Below are 17,593 nucleotides of genomic sequence, written 5' to 3'. Positions count from 1 at the left end.
GGCGGTCACTGGAGTGCCTCCGCGATAGGTCCGAGGGCGAGCGTGGGCACGAAGGTCAGCGCCGCCACCAGGAGAATGACGCCGAGCAACAGGCCGCCGAAGAGCGGTCCGTGGGTCGGCAGGGTGCCGGGGCCGGGGTCGCTGCGCTTCTGCGCCGCGAGAGATCCGGCCATGGCCAGGACGAAGACGATCGGCAGGAACCGACCGAGGATCATGCACACCCCGAGCGCGGCCTGGAACCAGTGGTCGGTCACGGTGAGGCCGCCGAACGCGGAGCCGTTGTTGTTGGCCGCGGAGGTGAAGGCGTAGAGGTACTCGCTGAGTCCGTGCGCCGAGTTGGGCGATCCGGCTGGCCCGCTGTTGCCCTGGGCGTCGAGAGCGGACGGCAGCACGGCCGTGATCGCGACGCCGGTCAGGACGAGCACGGGCATGACCAGCAGCGACAGGCTGGCGCAGGTGATCTCGCGCCGGCCGATCTTCTTGCCCACGAACTCAGGCGTCCGGCCGACGAGCAGCCCGCCCACGAACACGGCGAGCACGGCCAGCACCAGGATCCCGTAGAGGCCGGTGCCGACGCCGCCGGGCGCGATCTCGCCGAGCAGCATGTTGAGGATGAGCGCCCCGCCGCCGAGCGCCGAGTAGCTGTCGTGCGCCGAGTCGACCGCGCCGGTGGAGGTGCCCGTGGTGGACACCGCGAACAGCACCGAGGCCGGGATGCCGTGGCGGACCTCTTTGCCCTCCATCTGCATTCCGGCGGCCTGCGCGGCCACTCCGGTGGCGTTGTACTCGGCCCAGGTGACCACCGCGAGCATGCCGCCCCACAGGGTGGCCATGACGCCGAGGATCATCAGCCCGTGCCGGCGGCTGCCCGCCCCCGACTCGGCGAGCATGGTGCCGAACGTCCGGGTGAGCGCCACCGGGATCAGCAGCAGCGCGAAGATCGAGAGCAGGTTGGCCAGCGGGGTCGGGTTCTCGAACGGGTGCGCCGAGTTGGCCCCCAGCACGCCGCCGCCGTTGGTGCCGAGCAGTTTGAGCGCCTCCTGGGAGGCGACCGGCGCCGTGGAGATCTGCTGCGCAGTGCCGTCGAGCGCCGTCACGGCCACGCCTTCGGAGAACGACTGGATCATGCCCTGGGTGAGGAACAGGGCGGCGAATATCAGTCCGAGGGGGAGCAGCACGCGGACGACGGCCCGGGTCAGGTCCACCCAGAAATTGCCGATCACGCTGCTGCGGACCCGGCAGAACCCGCGGACCACCGCGACCGCCACGGCGATGCCCACGGCGGCGGAGACGAAGTTCTGCACCGTCAGCCCGATCATCTGGGTGAGGTTGGTGAGGGTCTGCTCCGGCGTGTACGACTGCCAGTTGGTGTTGGTGACAAACGAGACGGCGGTGTTGAACGCCATGGCCGGTTCGACGGCGTCCTGATGGGCCCCGAGCGGCGGCAGCCACTGCTGGACGCGCTGGATCACGTAGAGGGCCAGCATGCTCAGAGCCGAGAACGCGAGCACCCCGAGCGCGTACACGCGCCAGGACTGTTCGCGGCGCGGGTCCACGTGGGCGAGCCGGTAGAGCAGTCGCTCGACCCCGAGGTCGCGGTCGCTGGTGAACACCCGGGCCATGTAGTCGCCGAGCGGGATGTACAGCGCGGCCAGCAGCCCGAGGAGGCAGGCCACCTGCAGTCCCGCGGCGAGCGCCGGACTCATGAGAACCGCTCCGGGTCGACCAGCGCGAGCACCAGGTAGACCAACAGGCTCGCCGCCACCACCAGCAGGACCACGGTGGTGACGCCCGCGACGGTCATCGGCCGGCCGCCGTGGTTTTGCAGGACGCGGCGTCGGGGGAGGGGGTGGACTCCTCGGACCGGGAGAGCCGGTCGACGAGGAACACGCAGCCGGCCAGGCAGGCCAGCATGAGCGCGAGGTAGGCGATATCGAGCATCGCGGGCACGGTCACTTTCGCTCGGGAACCAGTGCGGCGGTGGCCGACACTGCTCAAGCAGCGTGCGGCCCGGCGCCCTCCGGCGGAAGTGGCCTTTACGGCTTCTTGACGCCCCGAGCGTGGATCTTTATCCATTGCTGACGTGCTGACTGCCTGAGGCTGGTGGCCGGCATGGCGTCGGCCGGGGTCTCGTCGTCCAATTGTGGGTTGTATCCGATGAGCCACGCCTGCAGAACGTGTGGGCCGTCGTTCTCTCCGAGGTTCGGCTGCACCTGGCAGAACCGTCGAGACGATCGCGTGCGCCGAGCTAGTCAAGACCTCGCCGAGTGGTCGCAGATGAACCGGTGGCGGCACAGGCACCCGGGAAAACGTGAACAGGATCGACCTCACGACGCGCCATCCGGTTCGGCTCAGTCCGGCGAGTTCGAGCCCGGCCGGTGCGCAGGTGCCGCGCCACGGCGTCGTCTAGGAACCTGATGCTTCGGTCAGGAGTCTGACGATCGTCTCTGCCGCCGCATTCGCGTCGTAGGAGGGGTCCTCGAGGAACTCCTCGACCACCGCGTCGATCATGCCGCCGGCCAGGATCGCCAGAGTCCGCAGCTCGCCCGTGTCCGTGCTGCGGCCGTCAGCTCTGGCGGCCGCACCCAGGATCTCGGCCAGGGCCGCCCAGCGCTCCTGGCCGGTCGGACGCGGCCGGTCGCCCTCGGCAGCGGCGGCCACGCCGGCCTGCACGATCGTGCGTGCCTGCTCGGGGTGCTCGGTGAGGTGCCCGATCATCGCCCGCACGTACGCTCCCGGGGCCAGCTGGGCGGGCGCGGCCTCGACCTGCCCCGCTACGTGGGTGACCAGAGCCGTCAGGACCTGCTGGTACGCCGCGGCCAGGACCGCGTCCTTGGTGGAGAAGTGGTAGACGACGGTGCCCTTGGCCACCCCGGCGGCCCGTGCGATCTGCGACAAGGACGCCTCGGCGTATCCACGCTCGGCCACCAGGGTGATGGTGGCGTCGATGATCTGGGTGCGCCGCTCCCGCTCGATCCGGGTCCGACCGTCGCTCTGAGACGCGCGCGTGGGCATGGCGGAATGGTACCGTCGACCCCAATAGTTGACCGATCGGTCAAAAATGCGAGTCTCTGGGGAGTCATGGCGGACAAGACGCAGGAGACCAACCTCGGGGCCGTGCGCGGGGGGCGTCGTCGCCGGGCCTGGCGCATCACCGGACTGGTGCTGGTGGTGACGGCGGTGGCCGGGGCGTTCGCGCTGCGGACCCCTGGCCCGGTGGGGCACTGGAACTCGCGCGCCGGGTACGAGGAGTTCATGGCTGACTACGAGCGGGCGTGGGAGGCGATGCCCGTGCCGGACGAGACGATGGACGTGCGCACCGGGTTCGGGTTCGTGCGCGTCTACCGGTTCGAGGCCGCCACCGAGTCCCCGACTGAGTCTCCCGCGCAGCACCCGTTCGTGTTGCTGCCGGGCCGGTCCTCGCCCAGTCCGATCTGGGCGGACAACATGTCCTCCCTGCTGGAGCTGGGGGATGTCTACGTCCTGGACCTGCTGGGAGAGCCGGGGCTGAGCGTGCAGGAGGTTCCGATCGAGGACTCCGCGGACAACGCCGCGTGGCTCGACCAGACCCTGGCCGAGCTACCGGAGGAGAAGTTCCACCTGCTCGGACCGTCCATCGGCGGGTGGACGGCCACCACTATGGCCACCCACCACCCCGAGCGGGTGGCGAGCCTTCTGCTGATCGACCCCGCCTACACCTTCGGCTCGATCCCCCTCGAGACAGCCGTGCGTGCGATCCCGGCCTCGGTGCCCTGGCTGCCGAAGTCCTGGCGGGACTCCTTCGCCTCCTACACCGCCGGGGGCGCACCGGTGGAGGACGTACCGGTGGCCCGAATGATCGAGACCGCGATGAGCTCGTACTCCATCAGGCTGCCCCAGCCGGCCCTGATCCCCGAGGACGACCTGGCGGCTCTCGAGATGCCGGTGCTGGCGATCCTGGCCGGCCAGTCCGTCATGCACGACACCGCGGAGGCCGCCGAGGTGGCCGAGCGGGTGCTGCGCAGCGGCACAGTCGTGGTGTACCCCGAGGCCTCGCACGCTGTGGGGTCCGAGGAGGCTGCGCAGATCGCCCTCGAGATCGAGGCGTTCCTCGCTGAACAGGGCTGAGCTGAACAGCGCTGAGCTGACCGGGACTGAGCTGATCAGCACCGAGCCGCGAGCGTGCAGCTCCGGCGTGCCCGGCTTGCCTCTACCCGGCCACCGGCATCGGCGGGGCCGGCGCGTGGGCCACGTCGGTGTGGCCGGTGCGCAGGTACTGCACCACGGCGTCGTCGACGATGGCGTTCCCCTTGGCCACCTGCCCGTGATCGCCGCCCTCCACGGTGAGCACGTGCGCGCCCATGCGCTCGGCCAGCCCGAGGGCGCCAGAGTAGGGAGTCTGCGGATCGCCCACTGAGTTGATGAGCAGCGGCGCTGTGGCCAGGCCAGCGTTGTGGACCTCTACGGGCGTGGTGACAGGACCGGCTCCGGCGCACGCGGCACCGGAGCTGTAGGTCAGGCCGATGGCGTCGAAGATGTCGCCGGTGACGAACTGGGTCCACAGGAACGCCGGGTAGTCCAGCGGCCGCGGCGGCACCCGGTTCTCGTTGCACAGCACGGTGGCCTGCATGTTCGCGGCGATGATCGCTTCCTGCGGAGGCTCGGGCATCTGGGGGTCCTGCGGGCCGAGCGGGGTGCCGTCGCGCAGCGACTCGGCGATCACCGGCCACGCGGTGCTCTGCGGGGCCAGGCCGCGGGTCGCGGCGAGCATCGGGGAATTGGACTGCATCGCGCCGGGTGTGCGGAGTTGGTTGAACAGTCCCTCGAGCTGCGCCCGCAGCGGGCCGGTGAGAGTGACGCCGTCCATGTACTGCTGGGCGAGCGCGGCCCACTCCGGTGGAACGTCGCCTATCCGCGCCGGCGGAGGGGCGAGGGTCGGGGTGGTGCCGGCCTCGGCCATGACCCGCTGCGACCAGCGTTGATAGACCTTGAGCGGGGTGTCGCCGAGTCCGTACGCTGCGTCGTTGGCGGCGATCCAGTCGAACATCGCCAGCACCCGCCGCTTGTAGGGCTCGCTCTGCTGGAGCAGCACGTCGTTCCACATCCAGTCCGGGTTCGCTCCCGAATCCATCACCAGCTTGTCCGTGTGCTGGGGGAACAGTGTCGCGTACGTCGAACCGAGGAGAGTGCCGTAGGACAGGCCGTGGATGGAGATGCGCTCCTGGCCCAGCGCGCGGCGGACCTCCTCCCAGTCGCGGGCCGTGTTCTCGGTGGTCAGGTGGCGCCAGTAGTCGCCGCTGCCCTGCTCGCACGCCGCGCGGTGCGCACCGCCCAGGTTGGTCGCGAGCATCACCGAGTCGGCCGGGTCGAGCGGCGCGCACTGCAGCGGGCCCGCGTGCGCGAGCCCGCGCGGCTGGACGCCGATGAGGTCCCATTCGTCCCGCAGCGCCTGGGGCCAGGTGAACAGCTCGTTGTCGTCGAAATACGTCAGCGAATCCCCGCCCGGACCTCCCGCGTTGCCGAACAGCACCCCCCGCTTGGCAGCCGGGTCGCGTACCGGAAACCTGGACACCGTCACCTCGATGCGGTCGCCGTCGGGGACCGAGTAGTCCACAGGGACGCTCACGCTCGTGCACACCGCGGACGGGGTCGTGACGGTCTCGGGGCACGGGCCCCACGCGGGTTCGGCGTGGGCGGCGGGTACTGCGCCCTGGGTGACGACGACGAGGCCGGCAGCGGCGAGCGCGGCCGCCATCACGGCGGCTGCGGAACGGCGGGATCGGAGACGAGCGGACACCGGGGCGCGCGTGTTCATGGTGTGTACTCTGTCACGCCCCTCGGGCCCGGTGGCTGTGTACCTCGTCGTCGTCGCCCCTTATGGAGCACCGCTCTGGGGATTACGGTGGGGCGATGGCCAAGGTCGTGTGGGGCTTCACGTGTTCGATCGACGGGTTCATCGCCGGACCCGGGCACGACATGAGCTGGATGGAGGCCGCCGAACCGCTCGCCCCGGGCACGGTGGAGCGGATGGCGGCCGACGTCGCGGTGATCATCGCCGGGCGGGACGGCTACGACGCCGCCGCTGCCCAGCGCGACGAGAGGGACGAGCTCACCGCCGAGGCCTATGGCGGAGCCTGGTCCGGCACCGAGTTCATCCTCACCCACCGTCCCGAGGAGTTGGCCGACGATCCGAGCGTGATCGCCCTGGACTGCCACGTCACTGAGGCGGTGCGCCGCGCCAAGGAGATCGCCGGTGAGCGGGACGTCCAGATCATCAGCGCCGACATCGCCCGGCAAGCGCTTGAACACGACCTGATCGATGAACTCCAGGTGTTCGTGGCGCCCGTCTTCCTGGGTGACGGTATCCGCATCTTCGACGTGCCCGGCGGCCGGCGGATCGACTGGGAACTCGTCGAGATCGACACCGACAGTCCGCGCAGCTTCGGCCGCGTCTACCGGCCCAAGGAGAAAGCGCAGCAGTAGGGCGCCGGCGGCCGGGACCGGCTGGCCGGGGACGGCGCGTGGGCGCGTCGCGGGCGCCCACAGGTGATAGCAGTCATCAAGGAACTCGAGACCGACTTGGGGTTCTACGCGGTGCGGCCCACGCTGATGAACATAGGCTGCACGCCGTCTGCAATGGCCCCCAGGATGCTCCCGCAGTCGGGCCGAACGGGCTGGATCAGGCGGCTCCCATCCAGGGTGGCGTCGCTGCCGAATAAGAAGGTGAAGATTCTCTGGCCGTTCCGGCAACGACGGCCCGCGACGAGACTGCCGCCTCCTGACGCCGAGTCCCAACAGGTCGCCTTCGACCGCGCATGGGCCGACTACGTCGAATGGTCCGGCCTGGACGAAAGCGGACTGCCCGATGCCCGCAGAGAGGACGACCGGTAATAGCCGGCGGCTATGTTGCGCCGTCAGAGGACGGAGAGTGACCGCTTCCAGGGCGTCGAAGCGTTGGGTGGGGTAGACCTTCCAGATGAAGCCGCCGGGATTCCGGACCACAGGCCCCCACGGCGTTATCCGTCGATGGCTCCCACGCCCGCACATAGGTGGCGTTATGGGCAGCGCTGCGTTGGGGGCAACCCTCGGCTCGACTGACCAACGACACGGAGTGCTGGTTACGACGGCGTCGGGTTGGTGAGCCACCAGATCACGACTTGCTGTGTCAGGTCGCGCGTGGAGCCTTCACCCGTGGAACCGTCGCCCCACCGAGGCAGGTCCACCCAAACGCGCATCGGTGGCCCGCCGATCACAGGGACGTCGACATGCACGAGAGGGCGATGCTCCGGTGCTAGTACGAATCTATTCACAGTCCAGCAGTTGATTACCGGCACGAAGCGCGTCAAGCAAGCTACCTGGCGGTCGGAATCGATCGGGGTCAGCACCCGGGTGCCGGGGACCGCCGGATTCCAGAATCCCGGGTCGGCTGGCCCGAGTACGTCGACGACGATCTGCGGTCCACCGGGCCGGCCCCCGGGAATCGGCCCGGCGGTCGCTGGAGTCGACGGATCGGCGCCGGCGGTGGGTGTGCCAAGAGCCGCTGCCACGCCGGCCATCGCGAGGGCGAGGGCGAGTCGCCGGCGGGTGGGCGTGACGCGGGATACCCGGAGCGGGTCGTGCCCCGCACTCACGCCGTGCCCGGACATTCTGGCGGTGGCGCGGAACGGCTCGGTCTTCCTGGAGCGCCTGGTGCTGGCCATGGACCTACCTTCGTGTCGTGCGGACGCCGCACCCTCTGCAACGACTTCGAAGGACGTTACTTGGCCTAACGTTAGCGCGGGCAACATTGGTGCACTATTATGAGCCGGGACTTATCCCTGCCGTTCATCCGGCTCAGAATCCCCTGAGGGGTCCCCTTGAACACACGTCCTTTTGTCGCCATCGGTCTGGCGACCGCCGCTCTGCTATTCGGCGCGCCCGCCGCCTCCGCCGCCGAGATTCAGGTCGGACCCTGGGCCGTCCCGGTGCCTGACATCGCGCCTGTTGTGGTGCCCGTACCGATGGGATCCGAGGCTGCGCCGCTGCCCGCGCTCCCGTTCCCCTTCGTGTGGGCGACCCCCTTCGTGCCTCCGGCTCCGGTTCCCGCGCCCGCTCCGGCTCCCCCGGCTCCCCCGGCGCCGCCGGCGCGCGTTGCACCTGCACCTGCACCGGCTCCAGTCCGTGTCCAGCCGCCCGCTCCCGCGCCGGTCCGCCACGTGGCCAACTGCACGGAGGCGCGGCAGCTGGGCGTCGCACCGATCTACCGCGGGGATCCCCTCTACCGGCCGGCGCTCGACCGGGACAACGACGGTATCGGCTGCGAGTGATGCAGTTCTAGGAGGAAGACGAGGGGGCCGACCATGGCGATGGTCGGCCCCCTTCTGCCGTACGCGTCATTCCGACCAGGTCGGCTGATCCCACGGCGCCCGATCGGGACTGTCGTCGTCGTACTGCACCAGTTGGATGAGCCGGCCCGCCGGCGTCCGAACGAACGAGGTCCGCGCCTTCGCGGCTTCCAACCGGAAGGGCGCGCGGTCCTCCGCGCACCCGTTGCTCACCGCCCCGGCGTGCGCTTCGCCCAGCTCGGCCACCGCGAACGCGCAGTGATCCAGCACCCCGGTGACGGCGTCGACCTCCATCAGCTCGATCTTGGAGGCGACCCCGTCGGACAGCAGAGCGATCCGCTTGCCCGTCACGGCGTGGACGCCCCACCTCAACACCGTCATTCCCATTGTCGTCAAGGCTGCCGCCTCGGCGTCGATGTCGACCGTCTCGTACCCCTGATGATCGAGGAACGCAGAGGCCGGCACCGTCACGGCGCGTCCTGCAGGCTCGCGACGAACGCCTCGGCTTCGGCTGAAACGCGTGTGTGAGTGCGCTCCTGGTAGGTCGTCTTGAGGTGGCGACGGAACCATCCGTACACGGTCACCGGATCGAACCGGGGCCCGTCCTCGTCCAGCACGGTCGGCAGCGGCTCCACGACGGTGTCCACGGCGACGTTGTAGAAGGTGGGCAGGGTGTGCCGGTAGCCTTCCGGGTCCTCGGAGGCCACCACGCGATGCCGGGTGGCCGGCCACTGCCCGTTGGTCCACCGGGTCATTAGCTCACCCACGTTGATGACGAACGCCTCCTCGTACACCGGCACGGGGAACCACTCGCCCTCGAGCGTCTTGACCTGCAGGCCCTCGTAGGTTCCACGCTGGTGCAGCATGGTCAGCATCCCGCCGTCGAAGTGCTCGTCGAAGATCACCGTGGGCACCTCTTCCAGCGGCGTGTGCCGGGCGGGATACAGGCGGATCGTGGACGTCGAGGCGTCGAGTTCGGTGTATTTGTCGAAGTAGTCAATCGGCAGGTCCAGAGCCACCGCGAAGATCCGCATCATCTGCGACCCCAGCTCACGGACGCGCGCCGACCACGCGGTCATCACGGGATGAAAGTCCTCGACGGGCGGCCACACGTTGTCGGCGAAATACTCGGCGTGTTCCGGAGCGACGCCGTTGCTCATCGCCTCGGCCGGGTTGTCGAACCGCGAGATCGTGAAGCCCTCCGAGCAGACCTCGCCCGTGAGGTCGTAGTTGGTCATCATTCCCCGGAACGGGTGCCCCGAGGGTGACCGGAGGGTGTCCTTGACCTCGCGCGGCAGCGCGTCCAGTGCGGTGGCGACGCTGTAGCAGGCGTCGATCTGGGCCTTGTCGATGCCGTGACCGACGATCTGGAAGAACCCGCTGGTGGTCGCGGCGTGGAGGATCGACCGTGGCGCGGTCACCAGGTCCGTCCCGTCCAGGAATCCGCTGATGTCGATGATGGGTACGACGGTCTGTTCGGTGGTCATGGCCGTTCCTTTGTGTGTAGGGAGTCTCGGGATCAGGGGGTCACCAGCGGACGATGAGTTTCTGGCCCAGGCTGACCAGCCCCAGGAGGACAAGTGACACGAGCGCCGACATCGCGATGGCGGCCCACATCTGGGGCAGGTCGAGGTACGTCATGGCCTGCACGATGGTCGCGCCCAGGCCCCGGGTGGCCCCGTGGAACTCGGAGACCACGGCGCCGATCATGGCCAGGGTGACGCAGGTCTTCGCGGCCGCGAATAGGTAGGACAGGCTCGCGGGCAGACGCAGCCGGAAGAAGACGTCGGCTCTGGTGGCCGACATGGACTGGAACACCTCCAGCATGTCCGTCGGTACGGCTTTGAGTCCGGTGATGGCGTTGATGAGCATGGGAAAAAAGACCATCAGGGCGACGACGATGAGCTGTGGCGTCGTCCCGAAGCCGAACGCGACCACGAGCGCCGGCGAGATGGCCACGATCGGGGTCGCGTGCACCACCACGGCGATCGGCATGATCGCGGCGTGGAGGATCGGGATGTGCACGATCAGGATCGCGAGGATCAAGGCCACGGCTATTCCGATCACCAGTCCGATCAGCGCCGTGGTCAGCGTGTACTGCAGCTGGCCCCAGTAGAACTCCGGTCGCCCGGCGAAGTCGGCGGCTACTGCGCCCAGGGTGGGCAGAACTGTGACCTTGGTGGTGGCGACCCACTGCCAGGCCATCGCGAGCAGGCCGATGAGGATGGCCGGGGCCACCACGGCGACGACGGCGTGCGTGGATGGGCGTGCCAGGGAGCGCCTGCGCGCGGGTCGACGCGCGGGGGATGACTCGAGCGCGGCCGGTGTACGCGGCGGGGCGTGTACGTGAGCGACCATGATCAGGTCCACCCTTCCTGTAGTGCCTGGCGGACCTCGGTGACCTTGGCGTGGAACTCCGGTGACCGCTCGAGTTCCGCGTCGCGGGGCCGCGGCAGGTCGATGTCGATCACCCGGTGCACCCGGCCGGGGCGTGCGGTCATGATCACGACGCGATCGGACAGCAGCACGGCTTCCGAGGCGGAGTGGGTCACAAACACGACGGTCTTGCGCAGCAGTTCCCACATGTGGAGGAGCTTGAACCGCAGCGCTTCCCGGGTGAACTCGTCGAGCGCCGAGAACGGCTCGTCCATCAGCATCACCGGGGCGCCGTGAACGAACCCGCGGGCGAGCGAGGCACGCTGCCGCATGCCGCCGGACAGTTGAGCCGGGCCCGATCGGGCGAAGTCCCGGAGCCCCAGCTCGCTGAGGACCGTCTCGACCTCCTGGTCGACGCGGGTCGCGGACCGGCCGCGGTCTGCACGCTTGTTGACCACCTGGGACAACAGGGCGTTGGCCCGGACATCGCGCCACGGCAGCAGCGCCGACGACTGGGGGATCCAGGCGATGTTCTTGTCCTTTGTCGCGGCCTCGGGGGTCTGCCCGAACAGCGACACCGTGCCGGAGTCCTGGGTCTGGAGTCCGGCGAGGATCCGCAGCAGCGTGGTCTTGCCGCACCCGGAGGGGCCGAACAGGGTGGTGAAGCTCCCCTCGGGCAGGTCCAGGTCCACGGTGTCGAGCGCGGTGAACGACCCTCCGCCGGCTCTGAAGCTCTTGCTGACTCCTCGGACCTCGATCCTGTCGTTCGCTGTCTCCCTGTCGTTCGCAGACTCCGGGGTTGAGGCCGGGAGTGTGCCCGCTACGTAGGTCATGACGTCGTCCCTTCGAACGGTGTGACGGTTACTCTGCGCCCGGAGCGGGCCAGATGAGTTCGGAGCCGTCGTAGATGGCGTCGACGTACCTGGCCGTCTGCAGGGAGGCGACGTCGAGAGGTTCGGAGATCGTGCCGAACTCCAGCAGCTCGTCCGCCTCCGGCTGCCACAGTTCGGTGGACTGGTAACCGACCCCGTGGCCGTCCAGGAGGTTGTCCACGACGAGGTCGCTCGACGTGTGCCAGCGGGTGGTCTCGTGCTCCGCGTCGAACCCGGCCTGCGAGACCGATTCGGCGTAGGCGATGCCCTCCGCCAGGTTCTCGTCGCTCTCACGCAGCCAGTTGAAGGCGTGGTAGGTGGCGCGCAGGAAGTCCTCTACCGCTGTGGGGTGGGACTCGCCCCACGCCGTGTTGACGATGGTGGTGGAGAAGGTGCCCTCGACGCCGAACTCGGCGGGATCCCACACCGTGATGTCGTGCCCGGCCGCCTCGAGGATCCCGGGTTCGTTGTCCTTGTAGGCCTGCAGCGCCTCGACCTGGCCTTGGGGGAGGATGCTCGGGTCGAACCCCACCTTGACGGCCTCGACCTGCTCGAAGTCGACATCATTGGCCTCGAGCATCGACCGGAGCTGGCCCGGCATCGTGACCTTGTAACCGAGTTTCGCCCCCTCGAGATCGGACAGGGTCTGGATGGGGCCGTCCGCCATGGTGACCAGAGCGACCTGGCCGACGTTGCCGAACGTACCGATGCCCATCACCTGCGCCCCGTTGGCCTGCGCCGCCAGCACGTCGCTGGCGCTTCCCAGTCCCGCGAACTGCGCGGTGCCGGCGCTGACCATCTGCGAGTTGTTGTCCGTCTTGGGTCGCACCTCCACATCCAGGCACAGGTCCTCGTAGAACCCCATGCCCGCTGCAGCGACCTGGCTCAGGACGCCGGCCCCACCGCCCAGATCGTAGGAGGTCAGGTAGATGATCGGGCCCGCGTCGCGGTTCTGCTGGCACCGCTCGGCGCCGATCGTGGACGAGGATTCGGCGGGGGCCGAGTCGGCCGTGGTTCCGCTGCTACTGCTGCACCCCGCCAGGGTGACCGTCGTGAGCGCAGCGCAGAGGGCGGTGGTGGTTCGTCTTCCGGTGTGAGTGTTCATGCTGCTCCGATTGGTGTCGAGGATGGTGAGAGGTCAGTCCCGTGCGAGTTGCTCTGGAGCGCGCATGTCCCGGTCCGCGGCGACGACGGTGGCGTCGCGGGCGGAGAAGAAGCTCTTGCCGAGCTTTCCGGGGTTGAGGATGCCCAGCGGATCGACGTCCCTCTTGAGGTCGAGCATGCGGCCGGTGTCTCCGACGAAGCCGCCCTCTTCCACCACGAAGCTGTGCGGGTTGAGAAGAGAGATCCCGAGCCCCGTGCAGTAGGCGATCAGCTCGTCCAGGGCCGCCTCGTGATCCGGCAGGTCGACCAGCGGTGGGATGCCCATGCAGCGGACGTCGCCGGAGGGGGAGGTGTTGATCTCGATGTGCTGGAGGAACACGCCCGCATAGCGCTCGCTCACCGCGCGGACCTGCTCGATGAACCGCTCCCTGTCCCCGGCCGCGTACTCGCACTGGAGCCACGAGGAATCGGGGACGGCCTTGCGCGACCACAGAATGGTGTGGCTGTAGGGGAACTGGGTGATGTGCTTAGTGCCCTCCGGCCAGGGTGTGACGGTGCCGCCATAGTGGCCCGCGAGGGATGCCATTGCGTCCGCGTGCTCGACGTCCGACCACACCAGTGCGACGTGGGCACCGTCCGGGATCTGCGCTGCGATGGGAGTCATCATGGCGCCGATCGGTGCCTGCTGCAGCGAGGCCAGGCGGGTGTGGACATCGGAGGCGACCAGGTCCCAGCCGAACCGGCAGCACTGTTCGAAGTCGTCAAAGACCACGATGTCCGCGGCGTACGTGCGCATCGGCACCAGCCGCATCTCGATGCGCGTGAGCACACCGACGGTTCCGTACATGTGCAACACCAGGTTGACGTCGTCGCCTTCCAGGCGGATCGTGCGGGGCGTCTCCTCGACGGTGATCAGCTCCACCGCGAGGATGTTGTTGCTCCACAGGTCACCGTGCGCGGCCGCGCCGAGCCCGCCCGACCCGCCGGAGATGAACCCCGACGCGGTGGCGACCCGGTACGTGCTCGGCATGACGGCGAGTTCCTGGCCGGCCGCGTTGGCCGCCGACTCGATGTTCTTGATCACCGTTCCGGGCAGGACCGACACTCGACCCTCCTCGAGCTCCAGGATCCCGGCGACCCCCTTGATGTCGACGACGATGCCCTGCTCGAGGGGGAGCGACTGCCCGTAGTTACCGGTACCCGACCCGCGCAGGGTGATGGGCACCTGGTTGCGGGCGGCCAGCGCGACGACCGCCGTCAGTTCCTCCACGCTGCCCGGGCGGATCACCGCGTCCACCGTCGTGTCGGCGAGCGCGTTCTCCAGAATCGGGCTGTACCACGAGAAGTCGCGGAGATACCTGGAGATCTTCCGTCCCTCCAACACCTGGTCGGCGCCGACGACGTCTTTGAAGTCCTCCAGGTAGTCGGACTGTGGTTCTGCAACTGTCGTCATGGGTGGAGCCTTTCGGTGCTCGTGGGGTGGAGCGCCAGCCGAGTTGCTTACATGCAAAAAGTGCTTGGGTACGAACTGCATGCGCTTGAAGCAACCTCTGGAGCCGATTGCATGTAACGCTGGCGATGCCGATTAAGGTAGTCGCGCGATTGTTTCCGCAGTTGATCGGAGTGTCACGGTTTAGTTAACAGGCGTAGCGCGCTCAGATTGCGCTCCGCATGTAGGATCTGCATGCAACATCCGATGGACGGCAGATCGACGGTCAGCGTGGATCACCAGTCGAGGAGGACACCATGTCGACGGTTCAGGATTCGGCCGCGGAGCTCGCGGTGGTGAGTGACGCGAGCAGCGGCTCGCTCGCCGACCGCGCGTACCAGGACCTTCGGCGACGCATCCTCGACTCACAGCTGCCTCCCGGCGCACCGTTGAGTGTCCCGGCGCTGGCCCGCACCCTGAACATCAGTCGCAGCCCGGTCCGCGAAGCGGTTCAGCGGCTGATCCACGACGGGTTGGCGACCCACGCCCCCAACCGCGGCGCCGAAGTGGCCAGGTTGGAGATCTCCGAACTGATCGAGATCTACGTGGTCAAAGAACCCCTGATGGGCCTCACCGCGCGTCTGGCCGCGACCCGGTTGACGCAACAGGACGTCGAGGTCCTGCGGGCCATGATCGCCGAGCAGGAGGCCGCGCTCGAGGTCGATACCCACCAGAGCCAGTACATGGCCATGGACGTGAGCTTTCACGGCCTCATCAACCGCGCGGCGGGCAACACGGCGTTGCTCTCCACCCTCGCCCAGTTCGAGACCAGGACCAGCCTGGCGTTCCCTAGCGCCTGGTCGGAGCACGAATACGCCCGGCTGTCGGTGCGAGAGCACCGCGCCATCGCCGACGCGTTGATCGCGGGGGACGCCGATGACGCCGAGCGGGCGTCGGCCGCCCACGTGAGGAACGTGCGGAACCGACTCGCCCGCTGGCACGGCACCTCAGGAAGTTGAGTGCGCTGCCCACAACTGCGGCTCCTCTCTCTGCCATCGCGGCTAGCCGTCGTCTGTCGTCACCATCTACCGAGCCCCAGGGGGATCAATGTTCACCGGCATCGTCGAGGAACTAGGCACGATCGTCGCCAAGCAGGACCTGCCCGAAGCACTGCGCCTGACCGTCCGCGGCCCGCTCGTGGCCTCGGACGCCCGGCCGGGCGATTCGATCGCGGTGAACGGCGTCTGCCTCACCGTCGTCGAACTCCTAAGCGACGGGGTGTTCACCCTCGACGTCATGCAGGAGACGACGCGGCGTAGCACCATCCAGAAGACGGAGGTCACCGCGGCCGTCAACCTCGAACGGGCTGTGACACCGTCGACGCGCCTCGGCGGCCATATCGTCCAAGGGCATGTCGACGGGACCGGCATGGTCGTCGGTCGGAACCCCTCCACGCATTGGGATGAGGTCTGGGTGTCGCTTCCCCGGGAGCTCGCCCGCTATGTCGCGCAGAAGGGTTCGATCACCGTGGACGGGGTCTCGCTCACGGTCAGTGATCTGGCTCAGGACGAGTCCGGTCACAGGTTCCAGGTGTCGTTGATTCCCACTACTCTCACCGCGACCACGTTGGGAACCGCGAGCGTGGGCACTTCCGTCAACCTCGAAGTCGACGTGATCGCCAAATACCTCGAACGCCTCGCCGCCGCCTGAGTCCTCGCTCCGGACTCGTCCCCCGGGTGAGGCTCGCCCGCGAATCGAGTCGCCCCCCTCCGACGGGCGCTCACTACACTGCATTGCGACCGGGCCGACATGGGCCGGCCAGCTCGACATGCAAGCCGCTCGTGAACTCCGGGGCGTTGGAGGAATGGACATCGACGTTATGAACCTTGCCGCGGCCCCGCCGGTCGATCCCTCTGCCGGGTACAGCGGCTTCATCGGGTGGGTCCTGACCCAGATGGAGGTCCTGGGCGAGCTCGGCGTGGGTCTCGCGATCCTGCTGGAGACCTTCCTGCCGCCGATCCCGTCGGAGGCCGTCCTCCCCGGAGCGGGGTTCCTCGCCTACGAGGGCCGGATGAGCTTCACCCTCGCCTGGGTCGCGGCCACGGCCGGTGGGTTGATCGGCGCCTGGATCTGGTACGTCATCGGCGCCGCACTCGGCCGGGACCGCACCAGACGCCTCGTGGGGCGAACGCCCCTGTTGGACTACGAGGACTTCGACAAATCCGAGGCGTTCTTCCAGCGCTGGGGCGGCGTCGCCGTGCTACTTGGGCGATGCGTCCCACTGGTGCGCTCGTTCGTCTCTATCCCGGCGGGCATCGACCGGATGTCGATCCTGCACTTCACGGCGTACACGCTGATCGGGTCCGGTGTGTGGAACGCGATCTGGATCGGCGCCGGTTTCCTGTTCGGACCGGCGATCAGACCTGCGCTGGAACGGTGGAGCGGGGTGCTGTCCAACGCGGTGCTCGCGATCATCGTGATCTTGTTCGTCTGGTTCGTGGTCAAGCGGGTGCGGCGGTTGCTGAAGCGGCGAGGCGCGGTGGGCGTGCGGTGAGGGAATGGACGTCAAAACGGTTCGTTTAGTCTTCTGGGCTGGCGTGTTCCTGCTCGAGCCAAAGCCCGCAACATCGGTATCAGCATCCGATCCGAAGCATTCCCCGTCACGCCCTGACCAGCACGGAGCGCTCCAGGGGGTGCGAGACTGTTCCACCCGATCGCCGCGTGGCGACTGGCGCCAGCTCCCGCGAGCAACGCCCTCCGCAGGCTCCGAGGCGCAATTCCCGGTGCGGAGCTGAGGTACGGGAGTGTCGGTGGGGGTCCCGGCCGAGCCCGCTTTCAGTAGGCTTCAAGGTTGCGACTGGATAAGGAGATAAATGAATTCCTTTAGGCGAAAATCCTATTTGGCGCGCGTCCTCGTCTGCACGCCCTTGATTCTGCTCATGCTTTGGTTCATTTTCGCTGACGTATCTGAATGGCTGCAGTTCACGGTGGTCGTCGTGACCGTGATCGCGATCTGGATTCCCTACGAGCGAGTGTTCGACAGCAAGGCAGATACCGAGCCACCGATCGAGCGGCACCGGTAGCGAAGGAGCGACTTCCCGGCTCTTCCGGTTCTGGAGTGCGTTGATTCGTGCCTGGAGCTGCCCGGACTGGATTAGTGATCGCTGAATGTAGTGGCCGAGGTTGCGGAAGCTCGGGGCGACTCCGCGGAGGTGCTCGAGGCGTCCGTTGATGGCCTCGACCGGTCCGTTGGAGGCGCCCACATCGAAGCGCGCGAGGATCTCGGATCGTCGCCACCACTGCGATCGTCCGAGCTGGGCGAGTTCGGGTCGTTTCTTGGGCATTCCTGCTCGGGTCGAGCGCACAAGCTTGTACATCGCGACCTTGCCCCTCGTCTCGCACTCGAGATTGTCGCAGTTGAATCGCGGTTCCCGTACGTGCAGGCGGGTGGGGTGGCCGACGATCGGCAGATCGGCCACCTTCCGGGGTCGACAGTGACCGGGGAGCAG

Annotated in this window: 19 protein-coding genes and 1 pseudogene; 8 read left to right on the top strand and 12 right to left on the bottom strand. The window is 68.2% G+C overall.

The genetic code is table 11. From position 1 onward, the window contains the following. Positions 1-5 precede the first annotated feature (5 nt). The 4 genes from kdpA to NJE57_RS17930 all read right to left on the bottom strand — a co-directional run bounded on the left by kdpA (position 6) and on the right by NJE57_RS17930 (position 3,015). Complete coding sequence (gene kdpA / locus NJE57_RS17945; RefSeq protein ID WP_319029880.1) at positions 6-1,706, bottom strand: potassium-transporting ATPase subunit KdpA; 1,701 nt, start codon at positions 1,704-1,706, stop codon at positions 6-8. Then, entirely contained in the window at positions 1,703-1,804 is a 102-nt protein-coding gene (locus NJE57_RS17940; RefSeq protein ID WP_319029879.1) for a potassium-transporting ATPase subunit F, read from the bottom strand. Before NJE57_RS17940 ends, kdpA begins: the two co-directional genes overlap by 4 nt. Continuing rightward, complete coding sequence (locus NJE57_RS17935; protein WP_319029878.1) at positions 1,801-1,941, bottom strand: hypothetical protein; 141 nt, start codon at positions 1,939-1,941, stop codon at positions 1,801-1,803. Before NJE57_RS17935 ends, NJE57_RS17940 begins: the two co-directional genes overlap by 4 nt. 465 nt (positions 1,942-2,406) lie before the next feature. Continuing rightward, positions 2,407-3,015, bottom strand: coding sequence for a TetR/AcrR family transcriptional regulator (locus NJE57_RS17930; protein WP_319029877.1), 609 nt, complete (start codon positions 3,013-3,015; stop codon positions 2,407-2,409). Positions 3,016-3,081: 66 nt separating this feature from the next. Here NJE57_RS17930 and NJE57_RS17925 point away from each other — a divergent pair, with 66 nt between their 5' ends. Continuing rightward, entirely contained in the window at positions 3,082-4,107 is a 1,026-nt protein-coding gene (locus NJE57_RS17925) for an alpha/beta hydrolase (protein ID WP_319029876.1), read from the top strand. 82 nt (positions 4,108-4,189) lie between these two features. On the opposite strand, the gene NJE57_RS17920 is transcribed toward NJE57_RS17925, so the two are convergent. Continuing rightward, a complete protein-coding gene (locus NJE57_RS17920) occupies positions 4,190-5,794 on the bottom strand; it encodes an alpha/beta hydrolase (protein ID WP_319029875.1) in 1,605 nt (534 codons plus the stop codon). 95 nt (positions 5,795-5,889) lie between these two features. Here NJE57_RS17920 and NJE57_RS17915 point away from each other — a divergent pair, with 95 nt between their 5' ends. The 3 genes from NJE57_RS17915 (at position 5,890) to NJE57_RS20050 (ending at position 8,285) form a co-directional block, all read left to right on the top strand. After that, positions 5,890-6,462: a dihydrofolate reductase family protein gene (locus NJE57_RS17915; protein ID WP_319029874.1), complete on the top strand. Its 573-nt coding sequence runs from the start codon at positions 5,890-5,892 to the stop codon at positions 6,460-6,462. Between the two features lie 63 nt (positions 6,463-6,525). Then, entirely contained in the window at positions 6,526-6,870 is a 345-nt protein-coding gene (locus NJE57_RS17910; RefSeq protein WP_319029873.1) for a hypothetical protein, read from the top strand. A 1,304-nt stretch (positions 6,871-8,174) separates the two neighbouring features. Beyond that, complete coding sequence (locus NJE57_RS20050; protein WP_413464435.1) at positions 8,175-8,285, top strand: excalibur calcium-binding domain-containing protein; 111 nt, start codon at positions 8,175-8,177, stop codon at positions 8,283-8,285. A gap of 66 nt (positions 8,286-8,351) precedes the next feature. On the opposite strand, the gene NJE57_RS17900 is transcribed toward NJE57_RS20050, so the two are convergent. From NJE57_RS17900 to NJE57_RS17875, 6 genes are read right to left on the bottom strand one after another with little or no spacing between them, the layout of a single operon-like run. After that, positions 8,352-8,774, bottom strand: coding sequence for a hypothetical protein (locus NJE57_RS17900; protein WP_319029872.1), 423 nt, complete (start codon positions 8,772-8,774; stop codon positions 8,352-8,354). Next, complete coding sequence (locus tag NJE57_RS17895; RefSeq protein WP_319029871.1) at positions 8,771-9,790, bottom strand: isopenicillin N synthase family dioxygenase; 1,020 nt, start codon at positions 9,788-9,790, stop codon at positions 8,771-8,773. The genes NJE57_RS17900 and NJE57_RS17895 overlap by 4 nt, the downstream gene beginning before the upstream one ends. A 40-nt stretch (positions 9,791-9,830) precedes the next feature. Continuing rightward, positions 9,831-10,661, bottom strand: coding sequence for an ABC transporter permease (locus tag NJE57_RS17890; RefSeq protein WP_319029870.1), 831 nt, complete (start codon positions 10,659-10,661; stop codon positions 9,831-9,833). Positions 10,662-10,663: 2 nt separating this feature from the next. Continuing rightward, the gene (locus tag NJE57_RS17885; RefSeq protein ID WP_319029869.1) at positions 10,664-11,512 is read right to left on the bottom strand and encodes an ABC transporter ATP-binding protein; all 849 of its coding nucleotides are present in this window, start codon (positions 11,510-11,512) and stop codon (positions 10,664-10,666) included. Positions 11,513-11,540: 28 nt separating this feature from the next. Continuing rightward, positions 11,541-12,656, bottom strand: a complete 1,116-nt coding sequence (locus tag NJE57_RS17880) for an ABC transporter substrate-binding protein (RefSeq protein WP_319029868.1) — start codon at positions 12,654-12,656, stop codon at positions 11,541-11,543. Between the two features lie 33 nt (positions 12,657-12,689). Then, positions 12,690-14,108 (bottom strand): FAD-binding oxidoreductase, encoded by a 1,419-nt coding sequence (locus NJE57_RS17875; protein WP_319029867.1) that lies wholly within the window; start codon positions 14,106-14,108, stop codon positions 12,690-12,692. A gap of 293 nt (positions 14,109-14,401) precedes the next feature. Between NJE57_RS17875 and NJE57_RS17870 the strand changes: the two genes are divergently transcribed. The 4 genes from NJE57_RS17870 to NJE57_RS17855 all read left to right on the top strand — a co-directional run bounded on the left by NJE57_RS17870 (position 14,402) and on the right by NJE57_RS17855 (position 17,167). Then, the gene (locus tag NJE57_RS17870; protein ID WP_319029866.1) at positions 14,402-15,103 is read left to right on the top strand and encodes a GntR family transcriptional regulator; all 702 of its coding nucleotides are present in this window, start codon (positions 14,402-14,404) and stop codon (positions 15,101-15,103) included. 88 nt (positions 15,104-15,191) lie between these two features. Beyond that, on the top strand, positions 15,192-15,794 hold the full coding sequence (locus tag NJE57_RS17865) for a riboflavin synthase (RefSeq protein ID WP_319029865.1): 603 nt from the start codon (positions 15,192-15,194) through the stop codon (positions 15,792-15,794). A gap of 154 nt (positions 15,795-15,948) precedes the next feature. Further along, positions 15,949-16,638, top strand: coding sequence for a DedA family protein (locus tag NJE57_RS17860; protein WP_319029864.1), 690 nt, complete (start codon positions 15,949-15,951; stop codon positions 16,636-16,638). Between the two features lie 319 nt (positions 16,639-16,957). Then, positions 16,958-17,167 (top strand): hypothetical protein, encoded by a 210-nt coding sequence (locus NJE57_RS17855; RefSeq protein WP_319029918.1) that lies wholly within the window; start codon positions 16,958-16,960, stop codon positions 17,165-17,167. A 33-nt stretch (positions 17,168-17,200) separates the two neighbouring features. Here the strand turns inward: NJE57_RS17855 and NJE57_RS17850 are convergent. Continuing rightward, a pseudogene (locus NJE57_RS17850) lies at positions 17,201-17,410 on the bottom strand (transposase); the annotation flags it as partial. Between the last annotated feature and the right edge of the window lie 183 nt (positions 17,411-17,593).

Source organism: Dietzia sp. PP-33 (genome assembly GCF_033790845.1).
Classification (GTDB): domain Bacteria; phylum Actinomycetota; class Actinomycetes; order Mycobacteriales; family Mycobacteriaceae; genus Dietzia.
Note: the sequence above shows the minus strand (reverse complement) of the source record. Positions and strands in the feature narration are given on the sequence as shown.